Annotated in this window: 11 protein-coding genes; all 11 read right to left on the bottom strand. The window is 39.0% G+C overall.

What is annotated here, in order from left to right; translation table 11 throughout:
- Nucleotides 1-27 precede the first annotated feature (27 nt).
- On the bottom strand, nucleotides 28-585 hold the full coding sequence (locus KVT27_RS19270) for a glycerol-3-phosphate responsive antiterminator (protein ID WP_016992235.1): 558 nt from the start codon (nucleotides 583-585) through the stop codon (nucleotides 28-30).
- Between the two features lie 71 nt (nucleotides 586-656).
- Entirely contained in the window at nucleotides 657-2,300 is a 1,644-nt protein-coding gene (locus tag KVT27_RS19275; RefSeq protein WP_036127372.1) for a glycerol-3-phosphate dehydrogenase/oxidase, read from the bottom strand.
- Nucleotides 2,301-2,507: 207 nt separating this feature from the next.
- A complete protein-coding gene (locus tag KVT27_RS19280) occupies nucleotides 2,508-3,476 on the bottom strand; it encodes a tRNA dihydrouridine synthase (protein WP_036127373.1) in 969 nt (322 codons plus the stop codon).
- A gap of 629 nt (nucleotides 3,477-4,105) precedes the next feature.
- The gene (locus KVT27_RS19285; RefSeq protein ID WP_254636204.1) at nucleotides 4,106-6,091 is read right to left on the bottom strand and encodes an AraC family transcriptional regulator; all 1,986 of its coding nucleotides are present in this window, start codon (nucleotides 6,089-6,091) and stop codon (nucleotides 4,106-4,108) included.
- Nucleotides 6,092-6,254: 163 nt separating this feature from the next.
- Complete coding sequence (gene rlmD / locus KVT27_RS19290) at nucleotides 6,255-7,619, bottom strand: 23S rRNA (uracil(1939)-C(5))-methyltransferase RlmD (protein ID WP_036127377.1); 1,365 nt, start codon at nucleotides 7,617-7,619, stop codon at nucleotides 6,255-6,257.
- 109 nt (nucleotides 7,620-7,728) lie between these two features.
- Complete coding sequence (gene cydS, locus KVT27_RS27110) at nucleotides 7,729-7,851, bottom strand: cytochrome bd oxidase small subunit CydS family protein (protein WP_012292033.1); 123 nt, start codon at nucleotides 7,849-7,851, stop codon at nucleotides 7,729-7,731.
- Nucleotides 7,852-7,865: 14 nt separating this feature from the next.
- Nucleotides 7,866-8,891 (bottom strand): cytochrome d ubiquinol oxidase subunit II, encoded by a 1,026-nt coding sequence (locus KVT27_RS19295; RefSeq protein WP_036120662.1) that lies wholly within the window; start codon nucleotides 8,889-8,891, stop codon nucleotides 7,866-7,868.
- Nucleotides 8,888-10,234, bottom strand: coding sequence for a cytochrome ubiquinol oxidase subunit I (locus KVT27_RS19300; protein ID WP_036120665.1), 1,347 nt, complete (start codon nucleotides 10,232-10,234; stop codon nucleotides 8,888-8,890). The genes KVT27_RS19295 and KVT27_RS19300 overlap by 4 nt, the downstream gene beginning before the upstream one ends.
- 447 nt (nucleotides 10,235-10,681) lie before the next feature.
- The gene (locus KVT27_RS19305; protein WP_036120668.1) at nucleotides 10,682-11,596 is read right to left on the bottom strand and encodes a diacylglycerol kinase; all 915 of its coding nucleotides are present in this window, start codon (nucleotides 11,594-11,596) and stop codon (nucleotides 10,682-10,684) included.
- 63 nt (nucleotides 11,597-11,659) lie between these two features.
- Nucleotides 11,660-12,226, bottom strand: coding sequence for a thioredoxin family protein (locus tag KVT27_RS19310; RefSeq protein ID WP_036120671.1), 567 nt, complete (start codon nucleotides 12,224-12,226; stop codon nucleotides 11,660-11,662).
- A gap of 160 nt (nucleotides 12,227-12,386) precedes the next feature.
- Complete coding sequence (gene gatB, locus KVT27_RS19315; RefSeq protein ID WP_036120675.1) at nucleotides 12,387-13,814, bottom strand: Asp-tRNA(Asn)/Glu-tRNA(Gln) amidotransferase subunit GatB; 1,428 nt, start codon at nucleotides 13,812-13,814, stop codon at nucleotides 12,387-12,389.

Below are 13,814 nucleotides of genomic sequence, written 5' to 3' on the forward strand. Positions count from 1 at the left end.
TTTAGAGAAAAAAACATACAGAGTCAACTATTTTTTGAAATTTTCCCATAATTGTCTATTAGAGGTTGTAACGGCGATAGCACCACCAGCTAATGCTTCCTCAATATTGTCCACTGTACGCACTAAGCCACCTGTAATAACAGGGATTTGAGTACGCTCATGGATTTCCTGAATCATCGAAGGAATAATGCCAGGTAATAGCTCAATATAATCAGGCTGCGCTGTTTCAATCATCGAATAACTTTTTTCAAGAGCAATCGTATCAATCAAAAACACACGTTGAATAGCCATAATTCCACGAGCTTTGGCTTTCATTAGCATATTGGAACGCGTTGAAATAATGCCAGCTGGACGAATATCATTACATAAAAAGTCCGCTGCAAAATTATCTGTTTTTAAACCATGAATTAAATCCGCATGAATAATTAATTTTTTTCCATGTCGATGTGCCTCACGCTTTAAAGACATTAATAAGCTAATGTGCACCTCCAATAGCACAATATAATCGAATGGACTTGCTATTATCTCGTCAAATTGCTTGACGGTACGCGCAGCAGGAATCACCTGTTGATTATCAAAATGCATTCCATTCTCTCCTTCCCTTATAATACAGTGTGAACGCTCACCCTTATATTATGTTGAGAGTAACTACATCATTATAGCGCAGTTGTCGCTCGTTTTATTTCTTTCTTTACATCTTCTTCATATTGTGTCCGTTGCTGTGCTGTCCAGTTGAGTTGCTTAGCCATTTCATCTAGAATTGCCTCTTCATATTGTTGAACAATTGCCATTTGAAAGAACATATACCCTGTCCGGCGAACCATAAAGTCATTTGGATGAACGACCATTTCATGATGAATACCATACATTAATTGCGCATACAGCCATGATGGTAAGATTGGGTGTCCTTCCTTTACATAATTAAAAACAATTTCTACATTGCTACCATAATGCTGTGTTAAAAATTTGGCCTCTTCCTCAGATAAGCCTATTTTCTTGCCTACTCTTGTATAGTCATATAAGAAGGCATAAAATTTACTTGAGCCGCCAATATGGCCACCAGAAATCGGAATATTTTTTGTTGTACATGGAGAGGATTTAATACCAAATTGTTGCTCTAGCTCTTGTGTAATCGTATTTAATACGGTTTCAGCCATTTTACGATAGCCGGTTAATTTCCCACCAGCAATTGTTACAAGCCCCGATGGCGAAATCCACACTTCATCCTTACGAGAAATTTCAGATGGATTTTTTCCGTCCTCATGAATCAATGGACGAACGCCTGCCCAACTTGATTCAATATCCGCATCGGTCACCTTCACACTTGGGAACATATAACGAATAGCGTTCATTATATAATCGCGATCCTCTTGATAAATATCCATATTGCGAGCATCGCCTTCATAAAATGTATCTGTTGTCCCTACATATGTTTTTCCTTGTCGAGGGATCGCAAATACCATGCGGCCATCAGGTGTATCAAAATAAACAGCTTGTTTTAATGGGAATTTGGATTCATCAAAAACAATATGCACACCTTTCGATAAAATTAAATGCTTCCCTGCTTGCTTTCCTTCAATTGTGCGCACATCGTCCACCCATGGACCAGCAGCATTAACGACAGCCTTTGCACGAATTTCGATTGGATGATTTGTTAATAAATCCGTTGCAACAATACCACTTATTTTTTGCTGTTCATTATATAAAAAGTTTTCGGCTTTTATATAATTCAATAATGTTGCCCCTCTTTCAATGGCTGCCTTTGCTACTTCAATGGTTAAACGAGCATCATCAGTACGATACTCTACATACATACCACCGCCAAGTAATCCCTTAGTTTTCACTAATGGCTCCTTCTCAATGGTTTGACCTGTACTTAACATATAACGGCGTTCTGCACGTTTGACTCCTGCTAAAAAATCATAGACACGCAAGCCGAGATTTGTAGAGTATTTTCCAAATGTCCCTCCCTTATGAAAAGGTAATAACATCCAAACAGGTGTTGTCACATGTGGACCATTTTCATAAACAATGGCACGTTCCTTCCCTAACTCTGCTACCTCTTTTATTTCAAATTGCTTTAAATAACGTAAACCGCCATGTACTAATTTTGTCGAACGGCTAGAAGTCCCTGCTGCAAAATCCTGCATTTCCACTAATGCTACAGACAGACCGCGAGCAATAGCATCCAGTGCAATACCACACCCTGTAATACCGCCACCAATTACTAATAAATCGTACTCCCTATCTTGAAGCTCCTCTATTGTTTGTTGTCGTTGTAACGCAGAAGCTGTACTCATCATTTATTTCCTCCCTTATCATTTTAACGATAAAAAAAGACCATCAAAAGCATATGTACGCTAGGCACATATGTTTTCAATGGTCTCTCAGTTACTCAAACCTGCTATTAACTTACTTTTTATTGTAATATGCACATTCCAAAAAGGCAAGTTTCTGTTTAGTGACAGAATACTGCTTACCTCACCCTAATAAAGTAGGATTCTTTGTTATTCAACATAATTTACTTCAAAGCGATCAAGCAATGCACGCACTTCATCTGTTGATTTCGTGTTCATCAATTGGCTTCTTAACTCACCGGCACCTCGGAATCCTTTGACATATATTTTGAAAAAGCGATGAAGTCCTGTGATAGAGCGTGGGAGTACTTCCTCATATTGATCTTGAAGATCGAGCTGCAGTCTTAAAAGGTCAAGATACTCTTTACTGCTATGCTCCTTTGGTTCTTTTTCAAAAGCAAAGGGATTTTTAAAAATACCTCGTCCAATCATTACGCCATCAATCCCATATTTTTCGGCAAGCTCTAGCCCTGTTTGTCGATCAGGGATGTCTCCATTGATCGTTAATAGCGTATTAGGTGCGATACGATCGCGTAATTTTTTGATTTCAGGAATGAGCTCCCAATGTGCATCAACTTGGCTCATTTCCTTTCTTGTGCGTAAATGAATCGACAGGTTCGCAATATCTTGTTTGAAAATATGCGTTAACCATTCCTCCCATTCCTCTACATCCTTATAGCCAAGTCGTGTTTTCACACTGACAGGCAGTCCACCCGCTTTGGCAGCTTGAATCAATTCTGCCGCCACATCAGGACGTAAAATAAGGCCACTCCCTTTTCCCCTCGATGCCACATTTGGCACAGGACAGCCCATATTAATATCGATACCTTTAAACCCTAGCTCTGCCATGCCTCTACTCATTTGACGGAAATACTCAGGATTATCCCCCCAAATATGTGCCACCATCGGCTGTTCATCTTCTGTAAAAATCAAACGACCCCGCACACTTTTCTGTCCCTCTGGATGACAATAGCTATCCGAATTCGTAAACTCTGTGAAAAATACGTCCGGTCTTCCGGCTTCACTGACTACTTGACGGAAAACAACATCTGTGACATCTTCCATCGGTGCCAGTACAAAAAATGGACGCGGCAAATCACGCCAAAAATTATCTATCATGTTCATTCCAAATCCTCTCACTATGGATAAAACTCTATACTCTCAGTTCAAAAATTATAAAGTCAAATGTTACACTTATATCATGCTTATTAACCTATTGTTCACTACATATATCACTTGTGAAAAACTATTATGAAAATGGACACTATTTATTTTAACGAAAATCAGTTCAAAATGGTATTTTAAATACAAAAAAGTAGCTGGTATAGGCTTTTGGGACTTACCTCTTGTTGTAGCCAATGCCATTATATAAAACCTGTTTCATTGATAAACCGCTGTCCGCATTTCAATGTCTTTCACTTTTTTTCATATGGATAACTCACACTTTTACGCAAAGAAAAAGCACCTCCTAATTGAAGTTTAAGTATCTAAACCTGAATTCAATCGAAGATGCTTTTGTATTTTTCTAACTATTGAGGTCAGTGCCGGTCATATCAATGTCTTTTCTATTATACAAACTCCAACCACGCGACCCACAATTTTAATATTTTCAAATCACTAGATTAAGCTTTGTTCAGCGTAAGTTCAGTACTTTTCATAGTTAATTTTAGAGCCTAACAAACATTCTATTCATGATTAAACTGTAGGCAGAAATTTTTCCGATTATGAATACAGACATTATATTTCACTCATCGGAGTTCCTCTGATTCCACAGAGCTTAGCAAGCTATCCACGACAAAGTCAAGCTGCTTATCTAGCGAGAAGATATCATTGTAGAAGAACAAGCCAAAGCTCATATCTATTAACCGGCCATCCTTCACGGCTGGAATGTTATTCCAAATTTGGTTGTCTGATAAATCTTCCATTCCTTCAAAGGCAGAGCGGAATACATAGTCACCAGCATACTGAGTCAACACTTCGTAGGAGACATCCATGCTGGTCGCATCATTCTTGGAGGTTTCTATTTTTTGTTGCACGATCTCAGGTGCTTTCATTCCCAAATATTGATAAATAATCTGTGATCCTCGTCCGTAACCCATCCCCACCATTACTGCCATAGAACCTTTGTTGCTTTCCATAACTGTGACTGTTTTGTCCAAAATACCAGCTTGCTGCAGCTTTTGCTTGCTTAGTTCCACCTTATTATAAAAATTGTCCAAAAGTTCTTTAGCTTGATCTTCTTTACCAAATGCTTTCCCCAGAATGTCCATACGTTCTTCCACTGGTAAGTCATATGGTATATAAAGAGTAGGGGCAATTTTATGAAGTTTGTCGTAAATTTCATCTGTTGTAACAATAATAAGATCTGGATTAAGGGCGAGCACCGCTTCTGGGCTCGGTTGCCCATCTCCTAAAGTGGTGATACCATCCAATTCGCTAGCGATTGCCGCATCGCCTTCCCCAACTAGAGTGGAAATACCAACAGGCTTTATTCCTAGAGCAAGCAGGTCACCCATTAAATACAGGACAACGACCCGCTGCGGGTTAACGGGTACTTCCACATCTCCTTTTAGTGTGTTCACAATTCTCGTTTGCGGCATCCCCTTAGCTTCAGCATTTGATGTAGTCTGTGTTTGCGTCTCTGACTGGCTCCCCGTCGCTCCCTTATTCACAGGCGCATTTGATGTACATCCCGATAACAACAGCATCAAGCTCAAGGCTGCTGCAAAAATTATTTCCTTGTTTCTTGTCTTCCCTAACATCAACAATTCCTCATTTCCCTTAGATTTGACTAATTTATATAGTTCTCTCTCATTGTATTGAGGTTGATAATCATTATCAACATCATTAATGTCCTTATCAGTTATCATTTTTATCCTGTACTCACTCGGTGTCATATGGTTATATTTTTTAAACATTCGGATTAAATTTAGTCCATCCACAAAACCGCACCCAACAGCAATTTCTTGAATAGTTGCATTTGTGTATTGCAAATGCCACTTAGCCGAATCCAACCTTTTCTCATTCAAGAGCTCCTGAGGACTTTTATGCTCGCGTTTTTTAAAAAGCCTAATTAACTGGCTCCTACTAATGGGTAGCATTTCAATAAGTTGTTGAATGGAAACAGACTCGCTATAGTGTTGTTCCAGATATTGCTTGACTATTACCACATAATCAGGCTGGCAATAAAGTATATCTCCCTTTTCTAACTCATTGTAAATCTCATAGACAATCTGATACAGTATAATCTTTGAATAAAATTGATTTAACACAGATTCTCGATTCCAATGGTTTTTCATATTCAAAAACTTCTCCATAAAAAAAGTGGGATTCCCTGGTGAGAATCCATACGTTTGTATAAACGGATTTATCTGTTCTAACAAGCGATAAATTTCTCTTTTGTAAAATGGCGGAGTTTCTGCTCTATATAGCACCATGTAAGTCTCGACACTGCTGCTTACAGGATGAATTGATATTTCCGTTCCTTTTCCTCCATGAAAAATACCAAAACGTTCCGATTGATATAGTGTTTGATCCAATTTTACATTAGCCGTTCCACCACAGGTATACACCAGCATACTAGTCGGCATTCGGTAACTTTGGATTGGTTTGTCCGGATGAATCAACTTGTAACGAACATCTATTAGTGAAATGGATGAGCGCGTCCATAGCCGAACAGCCTTATCGATCATTTCCTTTGTAAAGTTATTAGTTGAATCCATATCATTCGACATTCACCTTCACTCCTTCGATCCACATCATATTTGTATGGTAATATAAATGATAATGATTATCAACCTCATTGTAATTTCATAGTTTGACTTCTAAAATACACAAAAGCACGAGCTATGAATATGCTCGTGCTTTATCAAGATAGTAAATGCCGTTCGTAATATGCTACTTTCTCACAAGCCACGCAACCGCTTCACAATGTGTGGAGTGCGGGAACATATCTACTGGTTGAATTTCTTGTGTTTGGTAGCCGCCATCCTCCAAAATTCGAAGGTCGCGTGCTAGTGTAGCTGGGTTGCAGGAGACATAGACCACTCGCTTTGGTCGTTGCTCTAAAATGGTTTTTAAAAGTGCTTCATCACAGCCTTTACGTGGTGGATCAACTACCAGTACGTCTGCTTCCTTTCCTTCCTTATACCATCTTGGTATAACTTCCTCAGCTGGGCCGGCCTCAAAATAAGTATTTGTAAAACCATTTAGGACCGCGTTACGTTTGGCATCTTCTATCGCTTGTGGGACAATTTCAACGCCCATGACTGCCTTTGCCTTTTGTGCAAGGAACAAGGAGATCGTTCCAATCCCACAATACGCATCAATCACTCGTTCATCCCCTTGCAAGTTTGCATAATCAAGTGCTTGTTTATAGAGGACCTCCGTTTGCTCTGGGTTGACCTGATAGAAGGAGCGAGCGGAAATTTCAAAGCGTACGTCGCCAATTGTGTCAATAATGACGTCCTTGCCCCAAAGGTTCAGTGTGTCATCACCAAAAATCACATTCGTTTTCTCATGATTCACATTTTGCATAATTGAAGTGACGTTCGGAACAAGCTTTTGAATTACTGCAATGGCTGCTTCTTTTTGTGGAAATTTTTTCTTTTTCGTCACAAGGACAACCATGACCTCACCTGTTGCCCGTGCTTTACGAATGACAACATGGCGCAACATGCCTTCGTGGGAAAGTTCATTGTATGGGCGCATGCCTATCGCTACTAATTCCTTTTTCAAGCCTGCTAAAATTGCATCTGCTTCTCCTGTTTGAATCAAGCAACGCTCCATATCCACAATGCTATGCGTCTTTGTTTTATAGAAACCAGCAATAGCTTGTCCTGCTTCATTTTCAGAGAAAGGAATTTGCGCTTTATTACGATAATGCCAAGGCTCTTTCATTCCTTTTACAGGCAGAACAGGCGCATCAATTTTACCAATGCGTTGCATCACATTGCGCACCATATTTTCTTTCCATTTGAGCTGGCCCTCATAGGATAAATGCTGTAATTGACAGCCCCCGCATTGCTTAAAGTAATCGCATGGAGCTTCTACTCGATCGGGTGATGGCTTAATAATATCTACAACTTTTGCAAAGCCATAATTTTTTAAAGTTTTCATCACATGGATTTCGGCTGTTTCGTTCGGAAGTGCGCCTTGTATAAATAATGGATAGCCATCCACCTTAGCGACACCATTGCCATCATGTGTTAAGTCTTCTATATAAACTGAAAGTCGTTCATTCTTTTTCACGGGTGCTGACATTCGTACATCCTCCATTTCAATCTCCTTATTGTAGCATGTGTTGGCGAATGAAAAAAGAACAAGACCTGCCCGTTATACGGTTCTTCTAGCTAACTTGAAAAAAGAGCCGCTATTCGCGACTCTTTCCTTGCTCTTTTGTTATATGATAATCCCTTGGTGCCCACCAAAATGCACACAAGATTCCAAGAATGACGACAATAAAAGGCGCATAAAAAATTAAAAAACTTTGCATATACTAATTTCCTCCTATGCGTGATTGTCTTCTTTTCCGGTCACATAGTTTTTATTGAACAAGAATAATTTCATCAATAAATAAAGTGATGGAAGTAGGAGACACAGTCCTAAAATAAAGGCAATGATTAAAGCAATTGCCATTTGTGTACTTGTGAAGCCATCATAAATCGTTAAATATGGATACAGTAAATATGGATATTGCGCAATACCATAAGCGAAAAATGCTACCGCAAATTGAGCAATCAGAAGTGCAACTGCAAGCCCATATTTTTTACGCATGGCAATGAGGAACACTGTAATCATAAATAATATGGCTGATATTGCAAACATCCACCATAAATTCACCATGTGACTATAACTTTCAGGGTTAATGGACTTCATCTCATACATGATGCCTAATGCGCTGATCATCAAAGGAGCTGCCCATAAAAGTGCATATTTTCTCATTAGCTTCGTTGCTTCCTTGTCATTCGCTTTATGAGCATACCAAGTTAAGAATACTGCAGAAATGTAAAGTACAGCGGCAATACTCAATACGACAATGCTCCAAGCAAATGGACTTGTATATAAAGTCCAATAGTTTAAAACAGGCTGCCCGTTAATGAGATCCACATACCCTCCACCAGCAATGGCAAAAACAACAGACAACGATGCAGGAATTAATAAACCTGCTACACCATAGGTCAGCGTGTACCCAATATGTCCTCTTGTACCATACGATTCAAAGGCATAATAGGAACCTCGAATGGCTAATAGTACAAGGGAAATGCTGACGGGTATAAGTAAAATGGTTCCGTAGTAAAAAGCAGTTTGCGGGAAAAATCCTACGATCCCTACAAAGAAGAATACCAAAAAGACATTGGTTACTTCCCAAACAGGCGATAAATATCGTTTAATAATATTCGTTAAAATATGATTCTTCCCAATCAGTAGGCTATAGGCGTTAAAGAAACCGGCACCGAAATCAATCGATGCGACAATGACATAGCCAAATAGAAAAATCCACAATACTGAAATACCTAGAATCTCTAATGTCATAGGATGTCACCGCCTTTTTCAGAGTGACGATCTTCAATCTCACGCTCAATAGGATTCTTTTTAAACATTCGCACCAAGACGACAACACTTCCTACCGCTAATACTGCATATACACCTGCAAACAACAATAGCATTAAATCCACATGGTCACTCGTTGTGGCCCCTTCTGGAGTTCGCATCAAGCCATAAAGAATCCAAGGTTGACGTCCAACCTCAGCAAGCCACCAGCCCGCTTCAATAGCAATGATAGAAAGCGGCCCCCCCGCCACAATGATCCATCGATACCAGCGTGAATGAATAAACTGCCAGCCCCGTGCTTTCCCTACAACATACAGTAATGAAACTAGCACCATAAACATACCTATGGACACCATAATATCAAAGAGATAATGAATATAGAGTGGTGGTAGATCCTCTTCCTCGAATTGATCTAATCCAATTACCTCTGCATTAGGATTAAAATGTGCAAGAATGCTTAAAGCATACGGAATTTTGATGGCATATTTCACTTCTTCTCCATCTAGCACGCCAAATAAAACAAGAGAAGCCTTTCCTTCCGTTTCAAAATGCCATTCCGCTGCAGCTAATTTTTCTGGTTGATATTCCGCTAAGTATTTTCCTGAGAAATCTCCAATCACAGCTGCTGCAATGGAGAAAATTAAACCAATTTTCATCAGTAACAGTAATGCTTTTTTATGGTATACATGTTTCGATCCTTTAAGCATTCGGTATCCTGCTATAGCGGCTAAAACAAATGCAGATGTCATATACGCTGTTACGAGTACATGCGCCACCTTTGTTGGCATAGCAGGGTTAAACATCGCTAAGAAGGGTTGAATATTAACAAGGTTCCCGTCAACAATATCGAAGCCTCTCGGGGCATTCATAAAGGCATTTACGATTGTAATAAATACAGCCGACATCGATGCACCTACTGCAACTGGAATTAACAATAGCATATGCTTTTTCTGACTATCGAAGCGGTCCCAAGTATATAAATAAATGCCCAAAAATATAGCTTCAAAGAAAAATGCAAACGTTTCCAAAAAAAGTGGTAATGCAATGGTTTGACCAGCTAGTTGCATAAAGTTAGGCCATAATAATGATAGTTGTAAACCAATTGCCGTTCCCGTCACAACACCCACTGCGACCGTAATGACGAAGCCACGTGCCCAACGTCTGGCCATTAAAATATAATGCTCATCATTCTTTTTATACCCAGTCCATTGAGCAATCATGATCATTAACGGGACACCGACCCCTATCGTTGCATAAATGATGTGGAACGATAAAGTTAACTCAGTTAATGCACGACTCCAATAGACTGCTGATTCGTTTATCATCTCATTGCCCCCTAGCTCCCAAATATTCTTCCAAGAATGGAAAGTAGCATAATGATTGCAACACCAAAGCTTAGCCAAATAAGCTTCTTCTCCTGTGACTTATACAAAAGCAACACTTCCTTTCCCTTATCCATACCCCATTTTCCACTATTACAACGAAAAAAACCTTTATAATGGACCGATATTTCAGCCTATTAATAAGGTTTCAAATTTTGTTCAAGTAATATACGCACATTTGCCAAACATTTTTCTTAATTCATTCACAATTCCTAATTCTAAAGGTTAGACTTACTACATATTCAATTTTTCGCTGCGGGCTATTTGCTTTACTCTATTATCTTTTTGGTCGTTTGATGCGAAAGTTTAGGTGGAGTTCTTCAAGAGTACGCTGAATCCTTTATACAAAAAAGCTCATCCTCGCTATAACGAAGATGAGCTTTTCATGTATTATATACGGTCCTCTTCGCGAATATCTGCAAGAGGGACAAAAATTTCGATATGACGCTTTAAATTTTCAAAGGTAGCTGGAGCGTCTCCGCCATATTCACCATCTAGATTAAGATGTACTTCGTTTTCAGTAGTGACTTTTACAACACTCGCTTTTTTGTAAATGACACGGTCATCATTTAAATGTTCGCCTCTTAATGCCATAGCCGCTAGTTGAATAAACTCAGGTAGGCTAACCTTCTTTAACACTAATAATGTAAAGAATCCATCATTGATACTTGCATCTGGTGCAAGTTTTTCAAAGCCTCCTACAGAGTTGGTTAAACCACATAAGAACATCATGGCATCCCCGTCAAACACTTCCCCATCATATTCTATACGCATATGAGAGGCTTTGATGGATGGAATCATTTCTACTGCCTTTAAATAGTAGGCTAACTGCCCAAGCATTGTTTTCATTTTACTTGGTACTTCATATGTTAGCTCCGTAATCCGTCCGCCAGCAGCAATATTGATGAAATAGCGTTCGCCATTTAATAGACCGACATCCACTGGCAATGTATCGCCTTGTATAATAATGTCTACCGCTTCATCAATATTTCGCGGGATATGCACGGCACGGGCAAAATCATTTGTAGTGCCCATTGGAATTAGACCAACTTTTGGACGGTTTTCAAATGGACTTACACCTGAAACAACTTCATTTAAAGTGCCATCTCCACCAACTGCGATGATTATATCAAAGCCACGGTCTACTGCATCTTTTGCTGCAAGTGTTGCATCGCCTTCACCGGTTGTTGCGTGACAGGATGTTTCATAGCCTGCTACTTCTAATTTTTCCAACACCTCTGGTAGATGCTTCTTAAACGCTTCGCGTCCAGATGTAGGATTATAAATGATTCTTGCTCGTTTCATAACATACCTTCCTGCTTCATAAGATTCTATTTCATTCAACGATTTACTCGCTAAAATGTTGCTTTACTTTTGTAACGCGTTTGTCACCTGTTTTTTAAAGTCTTCATAGACATACGTCCAATATGCTTGGTTCGTTATATTTTCCTCACGAATCTCCGCATAAAGGGCCTTTTGAGCTTCTTCAAATGTTGGATCTTCTTTATCTGGTAAGCTTGCACGCTTCGTTACAACAAGCTCTTGTAATTCAGGTGCACGTGGACCCCATTTTCCAATCACCTCACCAGTACTGCTATCTAATAGCAAGTAAATTGGAATAGCACGACCTCCATTTGTTAAATAACGATCAATTAGATCTGTATCCGCATCACGGAACACTGTACGCATGTCCAATCCAGCTGCTTCAGCAACACGACGAACGATTGGATTGTTTAACATAGCATCTCCGCACCAATCTTCCGTAATCGTTAAAATTTTTGGTTGCTTGTCTTTTAATAATTCAATAAAGCCATCGTTTGTTGGCACTGCAAAGTCGTCATAAATGCGGAAGCTCTCTTCTTTAAGAGTCGTCATATTGTCCATATATTGTTGAATCGAAATAGCTTCATTAAAATATTGTTGTTCTGTTTTCATTGGTTCTCGTCCCCCTTATAATTATCTATTCTATATTTTGCTATGAATACTCCTTTTAAACAACTATTAAGTGTTACAAATTTCAATTTTGTTACATTTATGAAAAATAATAGCCGAGAAAGCGATTAAGCTCTCTCGGCTACTATGTTACAACGATTAATTATCGTTTGGCAATTTCTTGTTGCAATAATTTATTGACCATAGGTGGGTTCGCTTGACCTTTAGTAGCTTTCATAATTTGACCAACTAAGAAGCCAATAGCACGATCCTTACCATTTTTGAAATCCTCGATAGACTGTGCATTGTTATCTAAAACTTCTGTAACAATGGCTAGTAAAGCACCTTCATCAGAAATTTGAACTAAGCCTTTTGCTTTTACAATTTCTTGTGCAGAACCGCCATTTTCAACTAATTCAGCAAACACTTTTTTACCGATCTTAGAAGAAATAGTACCATCCGTGATTAATTTCACCATTTCAGCAAGGTTTTCAGGTGTTAATGCTGTATCCTTTAAGTCTTTTTGTTCTGCGTTTAAATAAGCAGAAACATCCCCCATCAACCAGTTAGCAGAAAGTTTTGCATCTGCACCGTTGACGATCATGGACTCGAAGAAGTCAGAAATTTCCTTAGAAATAACAAGAACCCCTGCATCATATGGTGTTAGTCCTAGCTCTTCAACATAACGTTTTTTACGAGCATCTGGAAGCTCTGGAATTTCTGATTTTACTCGCTCTAGCCATGCATCATCAATAGAAAGACGAACTAAGTCTGGCTCTGGGAAGTAACGGTAATCATCTGTTCCTTCCTTCACACGCATTAAAATAGTTTTACCCGTTTTTTCATCGAAACGACGAGTTTCTTGGTCGATAACGCCACCTGATAATAATACATCTGCTTGACGTAATTCCTCATGCTCTAACCCACGACGAACATAGTTGAAGGAGTTCAGGTTTTTAAGCTCTGTTTTTGTACCAAACTCTTCTTGACCATAAGGACGAATAGAGATGTTGGCATCACAACGAAGTGAACCTTCTTCCATTTTACAGTCAGACACATCTGTATATTGGATAATTGATTTTAATTTTTCTAAGTAAGCATACGCTTCATTTGGCGTACGAATATCCGGCTCAGATACGATTTCAACAAGCGGAGTACCTTGACGGTTAAAGTCTACTAGTGAGTGATCCCCAGCATGTGAAAGTTTACCTGCATCTTCTTCCATATGAAGACGAGTAATACCGATACGCTTTGTATAGCCATCTACTTCAATATCAATCCAGCCGTTTTTACCGATTGGTTTATCAAATTGTGAAATTTGATAAGCTTTCGGATTATCAGGGTAGAAGTAGTTTTTACGGTCAAATTTTGTTTCTTGTTCAATTTCCATATTTAATGCAAGAGCTGCACGCATAGCGAAATCTACCACATTTTTATTAAGAACTGGTAGGACACCAGGATAACCTAAATCGATTACTGTTGTATTTGTATTTGGTTCAGCACCAAAGTGAGCAGGTGCTGGTGAGAAGATTTTTGAGTTTGTTTTTAACTCAACGTGTACTTCTAAACCAATGACTGTTTCAAAGTTCAT

The organism is Lysinibacillus sp. GbtcB16 (genome assembly GCF_019091145.1).
Lineage (GTDB): Bacteria > Bacillota > Bacilli > Bacillales_A > Planococcaceae > Lysinibacillus > Lysinibacillus fusiformis.

What these genes read in the sequence shown, in the direction of transcription:
- KVT27_RS19270 (WP_016992235.1), bottom strand. Translation starts at nt 585, where the DNA reads ATGCATTTTGATAATCAACAGGTGATTCCTGCTGCGCGTACCGTCAAG.
- KVT27_RS19275 (WP_036127372.1), bottom strand. Translation starts at nt 2,300, where the DNA reads ATGAGTACAGCTTCTGCGTTACAACGACAACAAACAATAGAGGAGCTT.
- KVT27_RS19280 (WP_036127373.1), bottom strand. Translation starts at nt 3,476, where the DNA reads ATGATAGATAATTTTTGGCGTGATTTGCCGCGTCCATTTTTTGTACTG.
- KVT27_RS19285 (WP_254636204.1), bottom strand. Translation starts at nt 6,091, where the DNA reads ATGTCGAATGATATGGATTCAACTAATAACTTTACAAAGGAAATGATC.
- rlmD (WP_036127377.1), bottom strand. Translation starts at nt 7,619, where the DNA reads ATGTCAGCACCCGTGAAAAAGAATGAACGACTTTCAGTTTATATAGAA.
- cydS (WP_012292033.1), bottom strand. Translation starts at nt 7,851, where the DNA reads ATGCAAAGTTTTTTAATTTTTTATGCGCCTTTTATTGTCGTCATTCTT.
- KVT27_RS19295 (WP_036120662.1), bottom strand. Translation starts at nt 8,891, where the DNA reads ATGACATTAGAGATTCTAGGTATTTCAGTATTGTGGATTTTTCTATTT.
- KVT27_RS19300 (WP_036120665.1), bottom strand. Translation starts at nt 10,234, where the DNA reads ATGATAAACGAATCAGCAGTCTATTGGAGTCGTGCATTAACTGAGTTA.
- KVT27_RS19305 (WP_036120668.1), bottom strand. Translation starts at nt 11,596, where the DNA reads ATGAAACGAGCAAGAATCATTTATAATCCTACATCTGGACGCGAAGCG.
- KVT27_RS19310 (WP_036120671.1), bottom strand. Translation starts at nt 12,226, where the DNA reads ATGAAAACAGAACAACAATATTTTAATGAAGCTATTTCGATTCAACAA.
- gatB (WP_036120675.1), bottom strand. Translation starts at nt 13,814, where the DNA reads ATGAACTTTGAAACAGTCATTGGTTTAGAAGTACACGTTGAGTTAAAA.